Raw genomic sequence first — 19,935 nt, 5'->3', positions numbered from 1 at the left:
GTTCAGGCAACCATCGGCGGGTGGGGCGTGGCTAGTGGTAGCCGGCGCCCGGCTCGACGAGCCGGGCCAGCAGTTCCGTGAGCAGTCGCTCGGCGAGGACGGGCGGTGTGGCCTCGATGATCGCCAGCAGCGGGGCGAGCGCGTCCGGCAGCGGGCCACCGGCACCGATGCCGAAGCCGGCGAGGATCGCGGCGGCCGTCTCGGAGTCGAGGGGGCCGGCGGACGGCGGGAGCTGCCCGAGCAGTGGGGTCGCGTCGGCGTGCGGGGTACCGCGCACCGCGTCCGCGCCGGTGGTGAGCGCGGCCAGCAGGTCGGGCAGCACCCGTTCGGTGACCGGGGTGACGGTCAGGTGCGTCGTGGACCCGATGGCGCCGTTGGCCGGCTGCAGTTGGAGCACGAAGCCGAGGTTGCGCACGGCGTCCGCCCAATGGTGCGGATCGACCCGGGCGGGCGGGGGAACCGTGGGGTCGGTGGCGACCGCGAGCAGCGGTCCGACCGGGTTGCCGAGCACCCGCAGGCCCTCGATCCCGGCCACCGTCTCGACGATGGCGCCGGTGGACCGCCGGGTCGAGTCGACGAGCGTCTGGAAGCCGGAGATCCCGAGCGCACGCCTGATCGCCCACGCCGCGGCCAGCGGTCCGGCGGACCTGGAGCCGAGGATCGTCGGGTTCACGACCGGATAGCCGGGCCAGGAGGTGGTGGCGAAGTACTGCAGCCGCTGCCGGTCGCGGCCGCGTTGCAGCAGCACCGAGACCCCCTTCGGCGCGTACCCGTACTTGTGCAGGTCGGCGCTGATGCTCGTGACCCCCGGGACGGCGAGGTCCCACGCGGGCAGGTCCGGCCAGAACGGCAGCACGAGCCCGCCGAGGCAGGCATCGACGTGGACGTCGATGCCGCGGGCGGCCGCGACCTCGGCGACCGCAGACACCGGGTCGAGGACCGCGACCGGGTAGGAGGGGGCCGAGACCACGACGAGCGCGACGTCCGGCCCGAGCCGGGCCTCGACGTCGGCGACGGCGACCACCCCCTCGGCGGAGACCGGGACGACGTCGAGCGTCAGCCCGAAGTAATGCGCCGCCTTCCGGAACGCCGCGTGCCCCGTCGCAGGCAGGACCAGCCGCGCGGTGCCGGTCCCGCCGGCGGCGGCCCAGGCGTCCCGGGCGGTCTTGACCGCCAGCAGGCAGGACTCGGTGCCGCCCGTCGTGACCGTCCCGACCACGTCGGTGTCGCCGTGCAGCAGGTCGCGCACGAAACCGACCAGGTCGCGCTCCAGGGCTGCGACCGAGCCGAACGTGGTCGGATCGAGCCCGTTCACCGGCTGCATGAGCCGGGAGGCGTCGGCGGCGAGCTCGTCGAGCTCGGCCAGACCCGGGTCGTACACGTAGGAGAGCACGCGGCCGCCGTGGGTGGGGGCGTCGTGCTCGCGCAGCGCTCGCAGCTCGTCAAGGATGGCGGACGGGTCGACGGCGAAATCGCTCATGCAGGGTTGCTTCCGTTCGGTAGGGCGTGGGCCGGGCGCGCGGTTCGGTCGATGTCCGCCCTGCGCAGCGGGTACCGGGACAGCGGGACCAGGCTGAGCAGCATCAGCGCGGCCGGGATGACGCTGAAGCCCGCGATGATGCCGACGATCGCGCTCTCCGGCTGGGTGGCGGTCTGCCCGGCGACGGTCGGGACGAACCCGGTCACCGCGAGCACGACCGACAGGATGGTGCCGCCGAATGCGATCCCGGCGGTCTCGCCCGCGGTCCAGACACCGCTGAAGGTGCCGGCCCGGCCGGGTCCGTTCCTCCGCGCGTCGTCGGCGACCGTGTCCGGCAGCATCGCCAGCGGCAGCGACTGCAGTCCGGCGTAGGCGGCACCCGCGATCGCCACCGGGGCATACAGCCACGACCCCGGGAACCAGACGAGCAGGATCAGGGACAGGGCTGCGACCGCGAACAACACGGACGCGAGGCGATACGCCCGCTCCTTGCCGGCCCGGCGGGCGATCACCGCCCACAGCGGCGTGACCACCAGCGCCGGCGCGATCAGGGACAGGAACAGCAGCAGCACCCCGGTGCCGAGGACCTCGGCGGCGATATACGCGGCCCCCGCGAGCATGAGCCCGATCGCGAGCGCCTGGATCACGAAGGTGACCAGCAGGGCCCGATAGGGCTGACTGCCCCGGAGCGCCGACCAGCCGCGCCGGTAGTGCTCGAGCAGCCCCGCCGTCGGGCCGGACTCGGTTCCCGTTCCCGAAGCGGGCACCGGCGACCCACCACGCACGCTGCGTTCGACGGTGGCGGTGATCAGGAACGCGACCAGGAAGACCAGCCCGGCCACGGCAGCCATCACGAGGTAGCCGAGGTACTCCGTGCCGCCGCCGGCCACGACGAGCCGGACGAGCTCCGTCGCACCACCGCCGAACGCGAGGATCGACAGGGCGAGGACGACGACGCGGGCCGAGAGCAGCCGGGTCCGTTCGTCATAGCTGTCCACCAGTTCCGCCGGGAGGGCGATGTAGGGCACCTGGAACAGGCTGAACGCGGTGGCCGCGAGCAGGAAGGCGACGAGGACCCACGCCGCCGAGGCCGCCTCCGGTAGCCCGGGCGGCACCGCGAACGTGAGGACGAAGAACACCGGCAAGCCGATCGCACCGAGCACCATGAACCGGCGCCGGGCCCCCGTGCGGGCGAGGCTGCGATCGCTGCGGGCGCCGATCCAGGGGTCGATGATCACGTCCCAGACCTTCGACACCGTGAACGCGGCACCGGCGAACGCGGGGCTCACACCGAGCGTGTTCGTCAGGTAGACGAGCAGCACCAGACCGGGCAGGGTCCCGAACCCACCGGTCCCGACCGAGCCGACCGCGTAGCGAACGACGGTGCCTCGCCGCAGGGTGCGTGCTTCCCGTCTCTGTGGCAGGACCATCCCTGCATGCTAGGAGTGATCCGACGCCACCCGGGCGCGTTCCTGACGATGTCGTGGAACGGAACCGCTCCGGTGGCGGGTGTGCGGGAGGCGTTCGAAGCCCCGTCGCACCGGAAGGTGCGGCGGGGCTTCGTCGATACGGAGCCCATGGGGTCCCGTGGTGAGCTGCTACAGCACGGCCTGCAGGAACGACCGGGTGCGCTCGTGGGTCGGAGACGTGAACATCACGTCCGGTGAGGCCTCCTCGACGATCTTGCCGCCGTCGAACATCAAGACCCGATGCGAGACGTCCTGGGCGAACTGCATCTCATGGGTGACGATCAGCATCGTGATGTCCGTGCTCTTGGCGATGTCCCGGAGCACCCCGAGGACCTCGCCGACCAGTTCCGGGTCGAGGGCCGAGGTGACCTCGTCCAGGAGCAGGATCTCCGGATCCATGGCCAGGGCCCGGGCGATCGCGACCCGCTGCTGCTGGCCACCGGACAACCGGGTGGGGTGCTCCTCGGCCTTGTCCGCAAGGCCGACCATGTCCAGGAGTTCCAGCCCGCGGGTGCGGGCCTCCTCGGAGGACCTGCCGAGCACGTGCACCGGGGCCTCGGTGATGTTCTCCAGCACGGACATGTTCGGGAACAGGTTGAACTGCTGGAACACCATCCCGATCTTCTGGGTGGACCTGGCGATGTCCTTCGGCCGGCGTTCGACCCGGCGTCCGTTCACCTCGAGATGGGTGAGCGGCTCCCCGTCGACGTAGATGTAGCCGCCGGTCAGGTGTTCGAGGGTCATCACCAGGCGCAGGATCGTGGTCTTGCCCGATCCGGACGGCCCGATCAGGGTGACCCGCTCGCCGCGTCGGACGTCGAAGTTCAGGTCGTCCAGGACGGTGTTGTCGCCGAACTTCTTGACCACGTTCTCGAACCGGATCGCCGGCTGTCCGGTGACCGCGGTGGAATCAGTAGGTGGCAAGGCGCTTCTCCAATCTGCGCAGCAGGACCGAGGTCGGGTAACTGGCGGCCAGGAAGATCAGGCCGGCCATGGTGATCGACTCCGTGTAGACGAAGGTTCGCGATCCGTAGTTCTCGGCCTGCCGCACCATGTCCACCACGAAGATGACCGTGAGGTACGGGGTGTCCTTGAGCATCGAGATCACCCAGGTGCCCAGGGCGGGCAGGGTGGTGCGGAGCGCCTGAGGGATGACCACCTTGCGCCAGGTGCGCGCGGGCGACATCGACAGGGCCGTGGCGGCTTCCCACTGACCCTTCGGCACGGCGTCGATCCCGGACCGGTACACCTCGGCCATATAGCTGGCGTAGTGCACGCCCAGGACGATCACACCGAGCGTCATGCCGTCGACGGTGTTGAACGTGTAGAACACGAACAGCAGCTGGATGACGATGGGTGTCATCCGGATGAACTCCATGACGGCGTGCACGGGCCTGGCGATGAACGCCGGGGCCGTGCGGCGCGTGATCGCGATGATCAGGCCGAGCACGGCCGCGATCACCGAGCCGATCACGGTCGCGACGAGGGTGACCTGGACGAAGGCGACCAGCAGTTCGGGGAGCACCTCGAGGGCGCGGTCCCAACTCCACCAATCCATCAGACGACACCCCCTCCGGCGCCGGCGCCGCCTCCGCCTGCGTTCGCGGCCGGCATCGGCGCGGCGGTTGCCTTGTCCGTGATCCGGACGCTGAACAGGCCGCCCTTCGGGGGACCCTGCCCGAGCCGGCGCTTGGCGTGCCGCTCGAGCGCGTTCGCGCCGAGCACCATCAGGTAGGCGATCAGGAAGTAGCCGATCATGCCGACGCCGTAGGCGAAGAACGTGTTGCCAGTGGTCTGGCGCAGTTGGTCGGTCTCCCAGGTGAGGTCATGCATGAGGATGATGTAGGCGACGGCGGTGCCCTTGAGGAGCATCACGGCCAGGTTCGCCAGCGAGGGGATCATGATCGCCCAGGCCTGCGGCCAGATGATCTTGCGGAGCTTGCGCACCGGGCTCAGCGAGAGAGCGGTGGCGGCCTCCCACTGCCCCTTCGGCACGGAGTTGATTGCACCGCGGACCACTTCGGCGGCGTAGGCGCCGTAGTTCAGACCGAGCGCGAGCACGCCGCACAGCAGCGCGTCGAGCTTGATGCCGAAGAGCGGCATGACGTAGAAGAACCAGAACAGCTGAACCAACAGTGAGGTGCCCCGGAAGAACTCGATGAGGATCCGGGACGGCACTCGCGCCGGCCAGCGCGGGCTGCGGGCACCCAGGCCGAGGACGATCGCAATGACGAACGCGAGCACGACGCCCCCGACCGTGAGCTGCAGCGTGATGAAGACGCCACTGCGCAGGTCGGGGAGCGCCGCGATCAGCGCATCGAAGTTGTCAGACATGCGCCGGTCGACTCAGCCGAGTTCGCCCGCGCAGAGCTGCTCCGTCGTGAAGTCCCCGGTCGGGCGCTCCTCGGCGGTGAAGCCGAAGTCACCGACGACCTCGAGGTAGGTGGCCTCGTCCTCGACGATGGGCGCGAGCTGCTCGTTGTAGGCGTCCCGCAGCTCGGTGTCGGCCGGGCGGAACACGGTGCCACCGGCGCCGAACTGCTCGACACCGTCGATGTTCGCGACGAACGACTCGGTGACCTCGATCGGGGCGTCCGGGTTGTTGTCGGCCATCCAGTTGAGCGAGATCCCGGTGAGCGCGAACACGTCGGCGCGGCCGTTGACCACCGCGTCCATGCCGTCCTGCGGGTTGCCGACCTCCATGGCGGAGATGCCGAGGTCGGTCGCATAGGTGGCCTCGATGGCGCCGGTCATGGCGGCCATCTGCACGCCGGAGTCGGCGATCGACTGGATGTCCGTGAGCCCCTCCGGGTTGCCCTCGGGGACCATCAACGCGGTCGTGTACTGGAACTCGGGGTCGGAGAAGATGGCCTGCTCACAGCGCTCGGGCAGGATCGACATCCCGGCCGCGATCACATCGAAGCGGCCCGCGTTCAGGCCCTGGATCAACTGGCCGAACTCGGCCTGGACGCCCTCGACGTTGTCGATGCCGAGTTCGCCCCAGATCCGCTCCTGCAGGGCCACCGTGGCGCCGGTCAACTCGCCGTCCTCCTCGAAGCTGTAGGGGGCCTCGCCGGCGAAGCCGACGGTGATGGTGCCGTCCTCCTGCAACTGCTCGAGGGTCAGGGCTTCGCCGGTGTCCCCACCGCCGGTGCCGCCGCCGGTCTCTCCGCCGTCGTCGCCGCCACCCCCGCAGGCGGCCAGCCCGAGTGCGACGACTCCCGCCGTCGCGAACATCGCGGCCTTGCGGCGCGAACTGTTTGTCATCATGGTCCCTTCGGTTGGACGAGGCATAGCCTCCCGGCGGCGCGACCACTGAGGCGCGCGGCACCGGACGGGTCACCCCGACGGTCATGGTGTCGATCCACCGTAGGCGCCTCCCTTGGGCCCCACAAACGCAGAATTCGGCCATTTTCCGGCTCTCGGGCGGCTATCGGACGATCGGCCCTCAGCCGCATGGTCGTGCGCCTGACGGCACACGGGGCCCTCACCGATCCGGCCCCGATCAGGGCTGGATCCGGGTGCCGCCATTGTTACTCTGTTGAGATAACCTCCACATTTGTACGCGTTACCCATGACGTATGCATTGCTCATTCTTTACCTGAACGCCGGTGGTCAGGGCACTGGCCGAGTGGCAGGATCGGCCCATGGACCTCCACCTGACCGGCGACGCGGACGCCGACACGCTGCTCTCCTCCGACCCGTTCGCCCTGCTGATCGGGATGCTCCTGGACCAGCAGGTTGCGATGGAGACCGCCTTCGTCGGCCCGCACAAGATCGCCGAGCGAGTCGGCGGCATCGACGCCGTCACGATCGCGGGCATGGATCCCGAGGAGTTCAAGGCACTGTGTGCCACCCCGCCCGCGGTGCACCGGTTCCCGGGCTCGATGGCCGAGCGGATCCAGGCGTTGGCCGCGGCGATCGTCACCGAGTACGACGGCGATGCCTCCCGGATCTGGACAGCCGGCGACCCCGACGGCGGCGAGGTGCTCCGCCGGCTCAAGGCGCTGCCCGGCTACGGCGAGCAGAAGGCGAAGATCTTCCTCGCGCTGCTCGGCAAGCAGGCCGGCCTCGCGGCGCCGGGCTGGCGGGAGGCGGCCGGCAATTACGGCGAGCCGGGCTCGTACCGGTCGATCGCCGACGTGGTGGACCCCGACTCGCTGCTCAAGGTGCGCGAGACCAAGCGCGCCGCCAAGGCCGCGGCCAAGGCTGCCAAGGCCTGAGTCCGGGGGAGCGCGCGCAGGCCTGGCGGACCGGCCCGCGGCACGTCACGACCCGCACGGCAGGGCGTGGCCGACGCCGCCTGACACCCGATGATTTCCTGCCCGTTCACTGCCCGTCCCTTGACGCGAGCGCGCCCGGCCAGCGCGCCCGGCGATGTCGCCAGCATCACATGATTCCGGGCACGAAACGATTCGACTTCGGGCCTCCGAGGGCGGAGAATGGGTGCTGCCGAGGGTCTGTTCCCGGCCGCCCGATCTTCGCCCCCTTCGCCCCACGGGAATCCTCGATTGACTGCCGACACCTCACCCTTGCGCGCGCCCGGCGACCCCGTCCGCACCTCACCGGAGGCGTTCGACGAGGAGTTGCGGGCCGACCCCGCGGATCAGTTCGCCCCTGCCATGGCCACGATCCCGCCGGTCCCACCGGTTCCGGCGGACCCGGGCCACCGCACCGAGCCGGCCCCGGCCGCGAGGCGACGCGCGCCCGTGAAGCTGATCCTGCTGCTCGGGTCGATGTCCGCACTCGGGGCGCTGACCACGGACATGTACCTGCCGTCGCTGCCGGAGGTGGTCACCGACCTCGCGGCGGGCACCGCCTCGGTGCAGTTCACGATCACCGCGACGCTGATCGGCGGCGCGCTCGGGCAGCTGCTCATCGGCCCGCTCTCGGACCGGTACGGGCGCCGGCTCCCGGTCCTGGTCGGCCTCGTGGTGCACGTGGTCGCCTCGTTGCTGTGCCTGCTGGTCGCGGACGTGGCGCCGCTGATCGTGCTGCGGATGATCCAGGGCATGGGCAACGCCGCCGCCGGGGTGGTGGCCGTGGCCGTGATCCGGGACCGGCTCTCCGGAGCCGAGGCCTCGGCCGTGCTGTCCCGGCTGATGCTGGTGATCGGTGTCGCGCCGCTGCTGGCGCCGACGATCGGCGGGGTCATCGCCTCGATCTGGGACTGGCGGATGGTGTTCGCCGCGCTCGCCCTGTACGGGGTCATCCTGTTCTTCATCGTGGCGCGCTACCTGCCCGAGTCGCTGCCGAAGGAGAAGCGCAGCACCAGCACCCGCGCCGTGATCGGCTCCTACGGGGTGCTGCTCAGGGACCGTCAGTTCGTGGCCCTCGCGCTGCTGCCGGGCCTGGGCATGGCCGCCCTGTTCGCCTACGTCTCCGGTTCGCCGTTCGTGATCCGCGAGGGGTATGGGCTGTCCGAGCACCAGTTCTCGCTCCTGTTCGCCATCAACGGCATCGGCCTCGTGGCCGGCGCGCAGGTGAATGCGGCGCTCGTGCGCAGGTTCGCACCGATCCGGATCATGCGGCTGGCGCTGCCGGTCGCCACGTTCTTCGCCGTGGTGCTGCTCGTGGTGGGCGTGACCGGCTTCGGTGGCCTGGTCGGCCTGCTGATCCCGCTCTGGCTGATGCTCGCGGTGAACTCGCTGATCCCGCCGAACGCCTCCGCGCTGGCGCTGACCCGCCACGGTGAGCGCGCCGGCGCCGCCGCGGCCATGATCGGCTGCGCCCAGTCCGGGGTGGCCGGGCTGGTCGCCCCCCTGGTCGGCCTGCTCGGCGGCACGGCCGCCGCGATGAGCATCGTGATCGTGGCCGCGATGCTCCTCTCGCTCGCGGTGCTCGCGTTCGGCACCCCGGCGTACCGCCGCGGCGGCTGGACCGCCTGAGCCGCCGGTGGCAAGAACGCCGTACCACGCCCGACGGCGGCGCTCACCCTGGGAGATGAGCGCCGCCGTCGGGCATGGTCGGGGTGTCGGGGAGGTTCAGATGATGTCGCGGCCCTCCCGGCGGGCCTCGAGCCACTCCGTGAAGAAGGCGCGGCCGATCACGTACAGGACCACGGCGACGACCGCAGGCCAGATCAGGACGTAGACGGTCAGGGCGATGGTGGACATGTCGTTCCTTTCGGTCAGGAGTGGGCCGGGGCGAGGTCGTCGGCCTCGGCCGGGTCGAAGTCGCCGACCCGCCGCTTGATCACGGAGAAGTCGAACAGGTCGGTGTTGCGCATCGAGATGAGCGTGCAGACGATGGTCGAGACCGAGTAGGCGACGAGGGAGGCGCTGAGGGTCGTGTACTCGTGCAGCGTCCCGATCGCGAACGGGGCCGCGGCCAGAGCGGCCACGGCGCCCACCAGCGTGCCGGCGCGGGCACCGAAGAATCCGAACACCATGAGTCCGAGCACCACACCGATGCCGATGACGGACAGGACGTCGACGACGATGCCCACGGCGCCCTCGAGCGGTACCAGGGAGAAACGCACCGGGAGGAACACGGCCAGGGCTGCCACCACCGAGATCGTGAACGCCTTGTTCGTGACCCGGTTCCAGTAGAAGCTCGCGATCACGGGGAACACGAGCGCACCCCAGAGCGCGCCGACGAACACGAGCAGGTCCAGGATGCTCAGCTGCAGGCTCGCGAACGCGACAGCCGCGGCGGTGGCCACGATCATGGTGATCCGGCCGATCAGCAGCATCGTCCGGGGGCTCGCGTTCTCCTTGCCGACCGCCTGGCCGTAGCCGTCCGTCATCACGATCGAGGACAGGGCCGACAGATCGGAGTCGGCGGTGGAGGACAGTGCCCCGATGATCATCACGAAGAACAGCACCAGCAGTGCGGGCGGCAGGTAGGTCGCGGCCATCTGCGGGACCAGGTTGTTCACGTCGCCGCCGGCGGGGTCGATGCCCAGGTACAGGGCCAGCACGCCGAGCATCCCGACGCCGATCACCATGGCGCCGTAGCCGAAGGTGGCGGTGGCGAACGTCTTCTTGATGAGGTCCTCACGGACCGCGAACAGCCGCTGGGCGATCGTCTGGTTGCCGATCGCGTACGCGAGCACGGCCGCGATGTAGGGAGCGCCCTGGTTCAGGAAGGCGTCGCTGGAGAAGAAGGTGCCCTGCTGCGGGGTCAGGGTGGCCGCACCGCTCTCGAACGCCGCGGGGAAGTCGGCCGCGAAGAAGATGGCCGGCACGATGACGACGACGGCGCCGAGCATCGCGACCACCTGCACGAAGTCGGTGAGCACCGACGCCCGGAACCCGGACCAGAGGGTGTACAGCAGCACGCCGCCGGCCACGGCGAGGACGCCCTGGAAGAACGAGAACGGGGACAGCAGGCTGATCAGCGCGCCACCGGCGATGAAGTTCGACATCAGGCTGATCACCGAGCCGACCACGTTCGAGCCGGCCAGCATCAGCTGGCTGGATCGGCCGTGCCGGGCGTACATGACCTCGGCGAGCGTGTGCGCCTTCGGGGCCACGGCGCGGATCCGCCGCCCGAAGGGGTAGATGAACAGGATCATCAGGGCACCCCACAGGCCGTAGTGGATCGGTCCGGAGATCCCGTAGGTGTAGCCCGACGTCGCGGAGGCGTACATCGAGGACGCCCAGATCCAGGTCGCGGTCATGCTCGCGGCCGAGATGCCGAAGCCGATGTTGTTGCCCGCGGTCATGTAGCCGTCGGCGTTCTCCTGCTTCTTGCCGATGCGGGTCGAGATGAGAAAGGTGATGCCATAGAACAGCACCAGGATCACGACAACTGTCAGGACGCCGAACTGCACCTCTGCGGGGACGTTCACGCGTCACCTCCTTCGTCAGTAGGGGATTCATCGGGCGGGCGAGGGCGCGGCAGTATCGGTGGTGACCTCGCGCGGATCCCGGTGCGCGGCCACCGGCCACCGGCCGGGGCGCTCGCGGCGCACGCGGGTCACAGGTGCGGGGCAATCACATCCGTTCGGGTCGATCGGGCCGTGCCGGCGGGTGCGCCCGCGGGTCGGTTGCGCGCCGACTGGGGGCGACGCAGGGGATCCATTGCCGTGGCGAGCGGGCGGTCAGCTCCGGTCGGGTCCGAACCAGCAATGCCTCGTTGAATCATCAACAGAGCGTCATCAACGTTAGCAGAAGGCGTGAACGTTCCAGTCGGGACGGGTGAGGGTGCGGCTCCGGGGGAGCTCGCTAGCGATTCGCGCGCGAAAGGGGCACAGTGGAGTAATGAGCGCGACCACCACCTCTACCCCGATGTCGGAGGTGCTGCAGCTGCAGCGCTCCGCCTTCCACCGCGACGGGCCCCCCACCGCGGCGCTGCGTCGGGACCGGATCGACCGATTCGCCCATGCCGTGGTCTCGCACGCCGACGACCTCGTCGCCTCGATCTCGGCCGACTTCGGGCACAGACCGGAGATCACCACGCTGGTCTCGGACGTGACCACGCTCGCGATCGAGGCCGAACTCACCCGAGCCCGGGTCGGGACGTGGATGCGGCCCCGCAGTCCGTGGGGGCTGCTCGGGGGTGCGGCCGGTCGCCTGGCCGGGCTCCGCACACAGGTGCAGCCGTCGCCGCTCGGCGTGGTCGGTGTGATGGGCATCTGGAACTACCCGATCAACCTCACCGCGATCCCGGCGCTCTCCGCGCTCGCGGCCGGCAACCGGGTGATGATGAAGATGTCCGAGCTCATCCCGAACACCGCGGAGGTGTTCGCGAACGCGATGCATGACGCGTTCGACGTCGAAGAACTGGCGGTCCTGACCGGCGACGTGACCGTCTCGACCGAGTTCGCCTCGCTCGACCTCGACCATCTCTTCTTCACCGGGTCCGCGCGCACCGGCTCGGCGGTCATGGCCGCCGCCGCGAAGAACCTGACGCCGGTCACGCTCGAACTGGGTGGCAAGAACCCGGTGGTGATCAGCGAGAAGACCGCCGCCGACCGGCGGGACCTGCGCCGCGCCGCGGAACGGGTGGCTCTGGCCCGCCTCGCGAACGCCGGACAGACCTGCGTGTCCCCGGACGACGTGTATGTGCCGGAGACCGCCACCCGGGCCTTCGTCCAGGAGGTGTTCAACGCCTGGGGCCGGGTGGTGCCGGACATGTTCGACGAGAACGAGGTCACCACCCTCATCGACGAGGCCGGCTACGACCGGGTCGTCAACCTGATCGAGGATGCGGCCGCGAAGGGCGCCCAGGTGATCGGCTCGATGCGCTCCGACGACGACGGCGAGGACGCCCTGCGCGCCGCACGGATCCTCGCGCCGGTGGTGATCCTCGGGGTCACCGACGAGATGGAGATCGCGACCGAGGAGGTGTTCGGCCCGGTGCTGGCCGTGCACACCTACGACGACATCGACGACGTCATCGACCTGCTCGCCGAGAAGCCGGCCCCGCTGGTGGCGACGTGGTACGGCCCGCACGACGCGGAGTTCAACGCGTTCGTGGCCCGGACCCGCTCGGGCAGCGTGTCCCGCAACGACTTCGCGGTGTCCCAGTCCCTGCCCGGGATCCCGTTCGGGGGAGTGGGGCGGTCCGGGATGGGCGCCTACCATGGCAGGACCGGGTTCGACACGTTCTCCCACCAGCGGGCGGTCGTCGGCTCCGAGTTGCCGGTCTCGATCGCGGCGTTGGTGACTCCGACGTCGGACACCCGCCTGCTCCGGGCCGTGCGTCAGGGCGTCGCGGGGTACGCGAGGGTGCTCGAGCGCCGCCGGCGCCGGTGAACTCCGACGACTTCGGCGCCGCCGGGCAGCCGGAGGTGCCGCTGCTCGGCGGCGACGTCAGCGACGGGCTGGTCCGCAAGGGTGCCACGGTGCGCCGACCACGCGGCGCCCACAGCCCGGCCGTCGAGGCCTATCTGCGGCACCTGGAGGCGGCCGGCTTCGACGGCGCACCGCGGTTCCTCGGCGTGGACGCCGCCGGGCGTGAGGTCCTCACGTTCGTCGAGGGCCGGATGGGCGGACGGCCCCCGCACCGGTGGGCGGTGGCCGAGGACGTCCTGGTCGACCTGGCCGTGCTGCAACGTCGCCTCCACGACGTCTCGGTGGACGTGGCGCTGCCCGACGGTGTCGCCTGGCCCGAGCGGATCGAGTTCGACGGCGTCCCTCCGGTCTTCGAGGCCCCGGACGTGATCGGGCACAACGACATCACGATCGAGAACGTCATCTTCGAGCGTGGCCGGCCGGTCGCGGTGATCGACTTCGACCTCGCCGGGCCCAGCACCCGGCTGCTCGACGTCGCCACCTCGCTGCGGTACTGGGCCCCGGTGGCCCCGCCCGAGTTGCGGCACCCGGCGCTCGCCGACGTCGATGCCGGGCGCCGGATCCGGATCTTCGCGGAGGCCTACGGGCTCGATCGTGCCCAACGGCTGCACCTGCCCGAGGTCCTCGACCGCCGCTTCACCCGGTCCTACCTCGCCATGGAGCATGCGGCGCGGACCAGGGGCGGCGGCTGGGCCCGGATGTGGGACGAGGGTGCCGGTGGGTCGATCCTCGCCGGACGGGCCTGGCTTCGCGAGCAGCGCGAAGCCCTGAGTGCGGCGCTGCGCTGAGTCACCGGCGCCGACCGACCGTCGGACGATAACTCCTCGACCGGCACCGCACGCCCCGCCTACCCTGCTTCCCCATGGGGCTGCGCATCGGTGCACTTGTCGTCGACTGTCATGACCCGGGCCCCGTGGCCCGGTTCTGGGCCGAGGCCCTGGACTGGGTGATCAGCCGGGACACCGACCCCGAATGGGTGGTCGAGCCGCCGGAGGGGAGCCGGGAGGACTGCGTGGTGGCCGACCTGCTGTTCATCAGGGTGCCCGAACCGAAGGCGCGCAAGAACCGGCTGCACCTGGACCTGCGGCCCGAGGACCGGGACGCCGAGGTGGCGCGGCTGGAGGGGCTGGGGGCGCGACGGGTGGACGTCGGTCAGGGCGCGGACCGGGGCTGGGTCGTGATGGCCGACCCGGAGGGGAACGAGTTCTGCGTGCAGGATGCCCACCCACCCCAGGTACGTGCGGCATGGCGGCGGCGGTACGAGGCGTACCGGCCGGCTCGTCCCTGACGCCGGGGCTCAGCCGCGGGCGATCACGTCGAAGCGGTGCCAGTGCTTGGGGCCCGCGCCGGAGGGTCCGTCATGCTCGACCTCGGTGAGCTCGACGATCTCCAGGCCCTCGAACAGCGCCTCCACGGCCGCGCGGTCGTGGAACGTCATGTTCGCGATCCCGGTCTCCGGGTGGGCCCAGGAATCGTTGACCCCGAACAGGTTGACCGCGAGGACTCCGCCGTCGGCCACCGCGGCCCGGATCCGCAACCACATTGACTCGAACTCGTGCTCGGGGACGAAGGGGAGGCTCGCACTGGCCAGGACCAGATCCGCCTCCGGGACCCGCGCCTGCGCCAGGTCCGCCACCACCGTGGTCAACCGGGCGCCCGGGTCCTCCCCGAGCGCGGTCGCGGCGTTGGCGTGGACCAGCGGCATCGCCTCGGGGGTCCGGTCCACGGCGGTGACCCGCCAGCCGTTCGCGAGCAGCCACGCGGTCTCGGCGCCGTCGCCGCAACCGAGGTCGACCGCGTGCCCGGGGGCGGGCGCCGCGGCCGCGCCGTGGATCACCAGGTCCCGTGCGGGCCGACCCTGACCCCGGGTGTAGTACGTGGTCCAGTCGGTGGTGGCGGCGTCGCGTTCCATGGTGGCGAGGCTACGCGGTCGGATTGGCCCCGTCATAGGCGACGAACCGGCGCTGGGTGGCCGCCAGCACGGTGACCGCGAGCAGGCACAGGCAGCCGCCGATCACCGCGGCGGCCCCCTCGCCGAACCAGGATGCCTGCGCCCCGACCACCACGTCGCCCAGTCGCGGCCCGCCGGCCACGACCACCACGAACACGCCCTGCAGGCGGCCGCGCATCGCGTCCGGGGTCGCCGCCTGCAGGATCGTCTGCCGGAAGATCGACGACACCGAGTCCGCCGCCCCGGCCACGGCGAGCACCACCAGGGCCGCGACCAGCGCCCACACCACCACGGTGTCCGGCTCGGTCTCACCGGCCAGCAGCAACACCACGCCGAAGCCGATGACGGCCACGGCGAACGCCGAGATCGCACCGACGATCACCTTGCCCTGCGCGCGCACGCCGGACAGGCCGCCGGAGAGCGCGCTCGCCAGGACCGCCCCCACCGCGATGGCCGCGGTGAGCGCGCCCGTGGTCGCTTCTCCGCCGCCGATCCACAACACCCCGACGGCGGGGAACAGCACCCGGGGCATGGCCAGCACCATGGCGCTCAGGTCGAGCAGGAACGTCATGCGCAGGTTCGGTCGGGTGCCCAGGTACCGCAGGCCGTCCAGGACCGCGGACAGACCGACGCCCCTGCGCCCGACGGGCGCTGCGCCGTCGGGTGTCTCCGGCGGCACGTCGGGCAGGCGCCAGAGCGCGTACAACGACGCCAGGAACAGGACCATGTCGAGCGTGTAGGCGACCTGGTACCCGCGCCAGGCCACGAGCGCGGCGCCCAGCAGCGGCCCGCCGGTCAGGGCGACGTTCCAGGCCAGGGTCTGCAGGGCATTCGCCGCCGCGAGCTGGGTGGGCGGCACCAGCCGCGGGATGATCGCGGACCGGGCCGGGTTGTTCACGGCGCTCGCCGCGGACTGCAGCGCGACCAGCGCGTACAGGACGCCGACGCTGTCCACGCCCGCCCAGGCCTGCGCGGCCAGCAGCGCGGTGACCACGAGCAGCGCGGTGGAGGCGAGCAGTGCCACCTTCCGCCGGTCGAAGTGGTCCACCAGTGCCCCGCCGTACAGGCCGAGGACCACCAGCGGCACCAGCGCACAGATGCCGAGGATGCCGACCGCGAGGGTGGATCCGGTCAGGGAGTAGACCTCGAGGCCGACGGCGACCGCGGTCAGCTGGGTGCCGAGGTTGGAGATGCCCAGGCCCCACCACAGCCGCCGGAACGCCGGGACCCGCAACGGGGCGGTGTCGGCGAGCAGGCGGGGCACGATCTGTCACCCTACGCCGCGACCGGATGCGGTGCGGTGCGCGTTCGCGCCGACGATCGCGCGGCTATCGCAGGGGTGCGCCGATGCGCCGGAACGTTCAACTGAGATGGGCCATGAGCCCGCGGGCGAACAGGTCGGGGTCATCGAGCCACGGGAAGTGTCCGGCACCCGGTTGTACGAGAAGTTCGGCATCGGGGAAGAACGAGGCGAACTCGGCGGCGCAGCGCGGCGGCAGCGCGACGTCGTACTCGCCGGCCACGATCAGGGTCGGGAACGCCACCTCGGCGAGGTCGGCCCGGAGCGCGATGGGGTCGAACGCGCCGGTGCCGTAGTAGGCCGCCGCCGCGTCGTCGTTCCGCTGCCGGTCGGCGAGCGCCGCATGCTCCTGGTCGACGGCGTCCCAGCGGCCGTAGGTGAAGGGTGTGATCGCGGCCCAGTCGGCGGCCGTGGCCTCGCCGGACCAGATCCGCTCGAAGGCGGCCCAGGCCTCGGCGAACCAGGGCTCGGTTCGGCGCAGCTCGGCTCGTTCACGCCGGTCGAGGTCAGTGACGTCGAGGGCGACCGCACGAGGGCTCGGGTTGAGCAGCACGAGTTGCCCGATCCGCTCCGGATACCGGGCGGCGTACAGCAGGGCAAGGCTCGCACCGGCCGAGTGCGCGAGCAGGTCGATCCGATCCAACGCCAGGTCCGCGCGCAGTGCCTCCACGTCCGCCACCTGCCGATCGCACCGGTAGGTGGCCGCGTCACGCGGCACCTCGGAGCCACCGGTCCCGCGCAGGTCCAGCAGCACCAGAGCGCGATGATCGGAGAGCCCGCTCAGGTCTCCAAGGTAGGCCGAGTCCTGCATCGGGCCACCGGGCAGGCAGACCAGCGGGTCGCCGGCACCGGCGCGGTGGTAGGCGAGCCGGGTGCCGTCAGCGGCGGTGAGGGTCTCCACCCGCGAAGCGTAGTCGTGGGTCGGGACGCGGAGTCTCGCCTCACCAGAAATTCAGGACGTACCTCCCGGCCGCACCGAAGTCGTAGGTGACCACCCGCGGGACCCGGCTGCCGCCGTCGTCGTAGGTCATGTCGGCGCCGCCGCTGACCTGCTCGCCGCGCTGCAGGGCGAGGCCGATCTGGTCGTCGATCCAGTCCCGGGCGGCGCCCACCCCGGGCGGCCCGGCAAGACGGTTCATGGGGAGTTCCGGGCCGCCGAACCGGGGGGAGGTCATCCAGAACCACTCCAGCCGGCCGGCGCCGACGGCGGCGTCCACCTCCGCCTCGGTGCGGACGTCGGCGAACCCGGCGCCGTCGCGTCGCAGGTCCAGGGCGGGCACCGCTGCTGCCTTCTTCCTGCCGAATCCGAAGATCATGCTGGGCCTCCTGTGTCCGGACCGTGCGATCGCCGCCCAGCATGCCACCGACGGCGGTGCGGGTCGACGACAGGCGCACCCGCCGCCGGCGCGGTCTCCACACCTCCGGTCGGGTTTCCGAGCCGTCCACAGGGTTCGGTCCGGGCATCGGCGCGGGACCCGGCCGCCGCCTACGGTGCGCGAAGAGCGAGTGGGGAGACGACATGTGCCTGAAGTGTCAGGGTCTGACGGACGCGGAGGTCCGGGCGCACTACCTGGATCTGATCGAGGAACACGGATGGGCCATCTGCAACGTCGGGCCCGGCCCGGTCAGCCCTCCGATGGCCTACACCATCGGGATGACCCGGTTCCACGGGCATCCCGAGCTGCTGATCAGTGGCCTGGATCCCAGCGATGCGGCTCCGGTCCTGAACGACCTCGCTGCCGAGGTGCGGGACGGGCACGCCTTCGTGGTCGGTGACGTGATCGGGGCGGGGCGACCGCACCCGTACCGGGTGATCGAGGTGTGGAGCCCGCGTCGGCTGGTCTGGGCGCAGGAGATCTACGGTGGCCCGAACCGTCGGGTGATCCCGGCATTCCAGTTCGTCTGGGCCGACCACGACGGCCGTTGGCCCTGGCAGCGTCACGCCAGGGACCCGCATCAGCAACTCTTCGGCCGAGCGCCCTCGGGATCCGGGTAGGTGGACATCGCGTAACCTTGCGGACTGTGGCTACCGACTTCTCGACGGAGATCCAGGGTCTGACCAAGATCCTTGACTCGATCAAGGCCGTGTCCGATCCCGAAGGGCTGCGGGCGCGGATCGCCCAGCTCTCCGAGGAGGCCGCCGCACCGGACCTGTGGGACGACCCGGACGCCGCGCAGCAGGTGACCAGCCAGCTCTCGCACGCCCAGTCCGAGCTCGAGCGCCTCGACAAGCTGGGGGAGCGCATCGATGACCTCGGTGCCCTGGTCGAGCTCGCCGAGGAGGAGGACGACGCCGACACCCTCGCCGAGGCAGAGGCGGAACTGAGCAAGATCCACGCCGCGCTCAGCGACCTGGAGATCCGCACGCTGCTGTCCGGCGAGTACGACCAGCGTGAGGCCGTGATCACGATCCGTGCCGGTGCCGGTGGCGTCGACGCCGCCGACTTCGCCGAGATGCTGATGCGGATGTATCTGCGTTGGGCGGAGCAGAAGGGGTACCCGGCCTCGGTGCTGGACACCTCCTACGCCGAGGAGGCGGGCCTGAAGTCCGCCACGTTCGAGATCAAGGCCCCGTACGCGTTCGGCACCCTGTCCGTCGAAGCGGGCACGCACCGGCTTGTGCGGATCTCCCCGTTCGACAACCAGGGCCGCCGGCAGACGTCGTTCGCCGCCGTCGAGGTGATCCCGCTGATCGAACAGACCGACCACATCGAGATCCCCGAGAGCGAGATCAAGGTGGACGTGTTCCGCTCCTCCGGCCCCGGCGGCCAGAGCGTGAACACGACCGACTCGGCCGTGCGGATGACCCACATCCCCACCGGCATCGTGGTGTCGATGCAGAACGAGAAGTCGCAGATCCAGAACCGCGCCGCTGCGCTGCGAGTGCTCCAGTCCCGGCTGCTGCTGCAACGCCAGGCCGAGGAGAACGCGGCCAAGAAGGCCCTCGCGGGCGACGTGAAGGCCTCCTGGGGCGACCAGATGCGCTCCTACGTGCTGCAGCCTTACCAGATGGTCAAGGACCTGCGCACCGAGTTCGAGTCCGGGAACCCCGGTGCGGTGTTCGACGGCGACATCGACGGGTTCATCAACGCCGGGATCCGCTGGCGCAAGCAGGCTGAGCTCGAGGCCTGACCACCCCGGTGGACCTTCGCGGGTCCTGACTCACCGGTGACGGACGCCACCCGGATGCCTTGCGGCGGCGTCGGCGTGTCACGGCCGGACCCCAAGGTCCGCTGCCTATGGTGCCATTGGCCAGGTTTTTCCTTACCCTTCCCCGAGACTGGCCGATGGTTACCACGTGATTCGGTTAGAGAAAGTCTCCAAGGTCTACGCGCGTGGGGCCCGCCCTGCCCTGGACCGGATCTCCATGGAGGTCGAGCGAGGCGAGTTCGTGTTCCTGGTGGGGGCCTCCGGCTCCGGCAAGTCGACGTTCCTGCGCCTCGTGCTCCGCGAGGAGCGTCCCACCTCGGGGTCGGTGTTCGTGGCGGGCCGCGACCTGTCCCGGATCTCCCAGTGGAAGGTGCCGTACCTGCGCCGCCAGATCGGCACCGTGTTCCAGGACTTCCGCCTGCTGAACAACAAGACGGTCTTCGACAACGTCGCGATCGCGCTGCAGGTGATCGGCAAGCCCCGTCACCACGTGATGACCACCGTGCCCGAGACGCTCGAGATGGTCGGCCTGGCCGGCAAGGAGAAGCGGCTCCCGCACGAACTGTCCGGCGGTGAGCAGCAGCGCGTCGCGATCGCCCGCGCGTTCGTGAACCGGCCGGCGATCCTGCTCGCCGACGAGCCCACCGGAAACCTCGACCCGACCACCTCCGTGGGGATCATGCGCCTGCTCGACCGCATCAACCGGACCGGCACCACGATCGTGATGGCCACCCACGACGACGAGATCGTCGACCAGATGCGCAAGCGGGTGGTGGAGCTCGTGGACGGGCAGATGGTCCGCGACCAGGCCCGCGGCGTCTACGGCGCGGAACGGTAGGGGC

At 70.7% G+C, this 19,935-nt stretch carries 20 protein-coding genes; 8 read left to right on the top strand and 12 right to left on the bottom strand.

The window, feature by feature from the left end; translation table 11 throughout:
- Window positions 1-31: 31 nt before the first annotated feature.
- From EXU48_RS04390 to EXU48_RS04365, 6 genes are all read right to left on the bottom strand, one after another.
- Window positions 32-1,480 carry a pyridoxal phosphate-dependent decarboxylase family protein gene (locus EXU48_RS04390; RefSeq protein ID WP_133106364.1) on the bottom strand — a complete coding sequence of 483 codons (1,449 nt, stop codon included), beginning with the start codon at window positions 1,478-1,480 and terminating at the stop codon, window positions 32-34.
- Window positions 1,477-2,910: an MFS transporter gene (locus EXU48_RS04385; protein ID WP_133106363.1), complete on the bottom strand. Its 1,434-nt coding sequence runs from the start codon at window positions 2,908-2,910 to the stop codon at window positions 1,477-1,479. The genes EXU48_RS04390 and EXU48_RS04385 overlap by 4 nt, the downstream gene beginning before the upstream one ends.
- A 168-nt stretch (window positions 2,911-3,078) precedes the next feature.
- Complete coding sequence (gene ehuA, locus EXU48_RS04380) at window positions 3,079-3,873, bottom strand: ectoine/hydroxyectoine ABC transporter ATP-binding protein EhuA (RefSeq protein WP_235856825.1); 795 nt, start codon at window positions 3,871-3,873, stop codon at window positions 3,079-3,081.
- Window positions 3,860-4,507, bottom strand: a complete 648-nt coding sequence (gene ehuD, locus EXU48_RS04375; RefSeq protein ID WP_133106362.1) for an ectoine/hydroxyectoine ABC transporter permease subunit EhuD — start codon at window positions 4,505-4,507, stop codon at window positions 3,860-3,862. The genes ehuA and ehuD overlap by 14 nt, the downstream gene beginning before the upstream one ends.
- Window positions 4,507-5,283, bottom strand: coding sequence for an ectoine/hydroxyectoine ABC transporter permease subunit EhuC (gene ehuC, locus EXU48_RS04370; RefSeq protein ID WP_133106361.1), 777 nt, complete (start codon window positions 5,281-5,283; stop codon window positions 4,507-4,509). The genes ehuD and ehuC overlap by 1 nt, the downstream gene beginning before the upstream one ends.
- A 12-nt stretch (window positions 5,284-5,295) precedes the next feature.
- A complete protein-coding gene (locus EXU48_RS04365; RefSeq protein ID WP_207947622.1) occupies window positions 5,296-6,216 on the bottom strand; it encodes a transporter substrate-binding domain-containing protein in 921 nt (306 codons plus the stop codon).
- A 380-nt stretch (window positions 6,217-6,596) separates the two neighbouring features.
- Here EXU48_RS04365 and EXU48_RS04360 point away from each other — a divergent pair, with 380 nt between their 5' ends.
- Window positions 6,597-7,172 carry an HhH-GPD-type base excision DNA repair protein gene (locus tag EXU48_RS04360; RefSeq protein ID WP_133106359.1) on the top strand — a complete coding sequence of 192 codons (576 nt, stop codon included), beginning with the start codon at window positions 6,597-6,599 and terminating at the stop codon, window positions 7,170-7,172.
- A 288-nt stretch (window positions 7,173-7,460) separates the two neighbouring features.
- Window positions 7,461-8,837, top strand: a complete 1,377-nt coding sequence (locus tag EXU48_RS04355; RefSeq protein WP_235856824.1) for a multidrug effflux MFS transporter — start codon at window positions 7,461-7,463, stop codon at window positions 8,835-8,837.
- Between the two features lie 96 nt (window positions 8,838-8,933).
- On the opposite strand, the gene EXU48_RS24875 is transcribed toward EXU48_RS04355, so the two are convergent.
- Complete coding sequence (locus EXU48_RS24875; RefSeq protein ID WP_210768444.1) at window positions 8,934-9,065, bottom strand: putative transporter small subunit; 132 nt, start codon at window positions 9,063-9,065, stop codon at window positions 8,934-8,936.
- A gap of 14 nt (window positions 9,066-9,079) precedes the next feature.
- Window positions 9,080-10,744, bottom strand: coding sequence for a sodium:solute symporter family protein (locus EXU48_RS04350; protein ID WP_133106358.1), 1,665 nt, complete (start codon window positions 10,742-10,744; stop codon window positions 9,080-9,082).
- Between the two features lie 412 nt (window positions 10,745-11,156).
- On the opposite strand from EXU48_RS04350, the gene EXU48_RS04345 reads away from it, so the two are divergent.
- The 3 genes from EXU48_RS04345 to EXU48_RS04335 all read left to right on the top strand — a co-directional run bounded on the left by EXU48_RS04345 (window position 11,157) and on the right by EXU48_RS04335 (window position 13,980).
- A complete protein-coding gene (locus EXU48_RS04345; protein ID WP_133106357.1) occupies window positions 11,157-12,653 on the top strand; it encodes an aldehyde dehydrogenase family protein in 1,497 nt (498 codons plus the stop codon).
- Window positions 12,650-13,480, top strand: coding sequence for a phosphotransferase (locus EXU48_RS04340; RefSeq protein ID WP_207947621.1), 831 nt, complete (start codon window positions 12,650-12,652; stop codon window positions 13,478-13,480). Before EXU48_RS04345 ends, EXU48_RS04340 begins: the two co-directional genes overlap by 4 nt.
- A 74-nt stretch (window positions 13,481-13,554) precedes the next feature.
- On the top strand, window positions 13,555-13,980 hold the full coding sequence (locus tag EXU48_RS04335; RefSeq protein WP_133106356.1) for a VOC family protein: 426 nt from the start codon (window positions 13,555-13,557) through the stop codon (window positions 13,978-13,980).
- Window positions 13,981-13,989: 9 nt separating this feature from the next.
- On the opposite strand, the gene EXU48_RS04330 is transcribed toward EXU48_RS04335, so the two are convergent.
- The 4 genes from EXU48_RS04330 to EXU48_RS04315 all read right to left on the bottom strand — a co-directional run bounded on the left by EXU48_RS04330 (window position 13,990) and on the right by EXU48_RS04315 (window position 17,259).
- Window positions 13,990-14,604, bottom strand: a complete 615-nt coding sequence (locus tag EXU48_RS04330) for a class I SAM-dependent methyltransferase (protein WP_133106355.1) — start codon at window positions 14,602-14,604, stop codon at window positions 13,990-13,992.
- Window positions 14,605-14,614: 10 nt separating this feature from the next.
- Window positions 14,615-15,907: an MFS transporter gene (locus EXU48_RS04325; RefSeq protein WP_133106354.1), complete on the bottom strand. Its 1,293-nt coding sequence runs from the start codon at window positions 15,905-15,907 to the stop codon at window positions 14,615-14,617.
- A gap of 97 nt (window positions 15,908-16,004) precedes the next feature.
- On the bottom strand, window positions 16,005-16,844 hold the full coding sequence (locus EXU48_RS04320) for an alpha/beta fold hydrolase (RefSeq protein WP_133106353.1): 840 nt from the start codon (window positions 16,842-16,844) through the stop codon (window positions 16,005-16,007).
- Window positions 16,845-16,884: 40 nt separating this feature from the next.
- Window positions 16,885-17,259, bottom strand: coding sequence for a hypothetical protein (locus EXU48_RS04315; RefSeq protein ID WP_133106352.1), 375 nt, complete (start codon window positions 17,257-17,259; stop codon window positions 16,885-16,887).
- A 203-nt stretch (window positions 17,260-17,462) separates the two neighbouring features.
- Here EXU48_RS04315 and EXU48_RS04310 point away from each other — a divergent pair, with 203 nt between their 5' ends.
- From EXU48_RS04310 to ftsE, 3 genes are all read left to right on the top strand, one after another.
- Entirely contained in the window at window positions 17,463-17,939 is a 477-nt protein-coding gene (locus EXU48_RS04310) for a DUF4262 domain-containing protein (protein WP_165962679.1), read from the top strand.
- Between the two features lie 26 nt (window positions 17,940-17,965).
- Window positions 17,966-19,075, top strand: coding sequence for a peptide chain release factor 2 (gene prfB, locus EXU48_RS04305; protein ID WP_133106350.1), 1,110 nt, complete (start codon window positions 17,966-17,968; stop codon window positions 19,073-19,075).
- A gap of 166 nt (window positions 19,076-19,241) precedes the next feature.
- Window positions 19,242-19,931 carry a cell division ATP-binding protein FtsE gene (gene ftsE / locus EXU48_RS04300; RefSeq protein WP_133106349.1) on the top strand — a complete coding sequence of 230 codons (690 nt, stop codon included), beginning with the start codon at window positions 19,242-19,244 and terminating at the stop codon, window positions 19,929-19,931.
- Window positions 19,932-19,935 lie beyond the last annotated feature (4 nt).

The organism is Occultella glacieicola, from assembly GCF_004353825.1.
GTDB classification, from domain to species: Bacteria; Actinomycetota; Actinomycetes; order Actinomycetales; family Beutenbergiaceae; genus Occultella; species Occultella glacieicola.
This window is presented reverse-complemented; position numbering and strand designations above follow the sequence as displayed.

Coding starts and splice junctions, on each gene's coding strand:
- EXU48_RS04315 (WP_133106352.1), bottom strand. CDS start 17,259: ATGATCTTCGGATTCGGCAGGAAGAAGGCAGCAGCGGTGCCCGCCCTG.
- EXU48_RS04330 (WP_133106355.1), bottom strand. CDS start 14,604: ATGGAACGCGACGCCGCCACCACCGACTGGACCACGTACTACACCCGG.
- EXU48_RS04390 (WP_133106364.1), bottom strand. CDS start 1,480: ATGAGCGATTTCGCCGTCGACCCGTCCGCCATCCTTGACGAGCTGCGA.
- EXU48_RS24875 (WP_210768444.1), bottom strand. CDS start 9,065: ATGTCCACCATCGCCCTGACCGTCTACGTCCTGATCTGGCCTGCGGTC.
- EXU48_RS04310 (WP_165962679.1), top strand. CDS start 17,463: ATGTGCCTGAAGTGTCAGGGTCTGACGGACGCGGAGGTCCGGGCGCAC.
- ehuC (WP_133106361.1), bottom strand. CDS start 5,283: ATGTCTGACAACTTCGATGCGCTGATCGCGGCGCTCCCCGACCTGCGC.
- EXU48_RS04365 (WP_207947622.1), bottom strand. CDS start 6,216: ATGACAAACAGTTCGCGCCGCAAGGCCGCGATGTTCGCGACGGCGGGA.
- EXU48_RS04360 (WP_133106359.1), top strand. CDS start 6,597: ATGGACCTCCACCTGACCGGCGACGCGGACGCCGACACGCTGCTCTCC.
- EXU48_RS04345 (WP_133106357.1), top strand. CDS start 11,157: ATGAGCGCGACCACCACCTCTACCCCGATGTCGGAGGTGCTGCAGCTG.
- EXU48_RS04385 (WP_133106363.1), bottom strand. CDS start 2,910: ATGGTCCTGCCACAGAGACGGGAAGCACGCACCCTGCGGCGAGGCACC.
- EXU48_RS04335 (WP_133106356.1), top strand. CDS start 13,555: ATGGGGCTGCGCATCGGTGCACTTGTCGTCGACTGTCATGACCCGGGC.
- ehuD (WP_133106362.1), bottom strand. CDS start 4,507: ATGGATTGGTGGAGTTGGGACCGCGCCCTCGAGGTGCTCCCCGAACTG.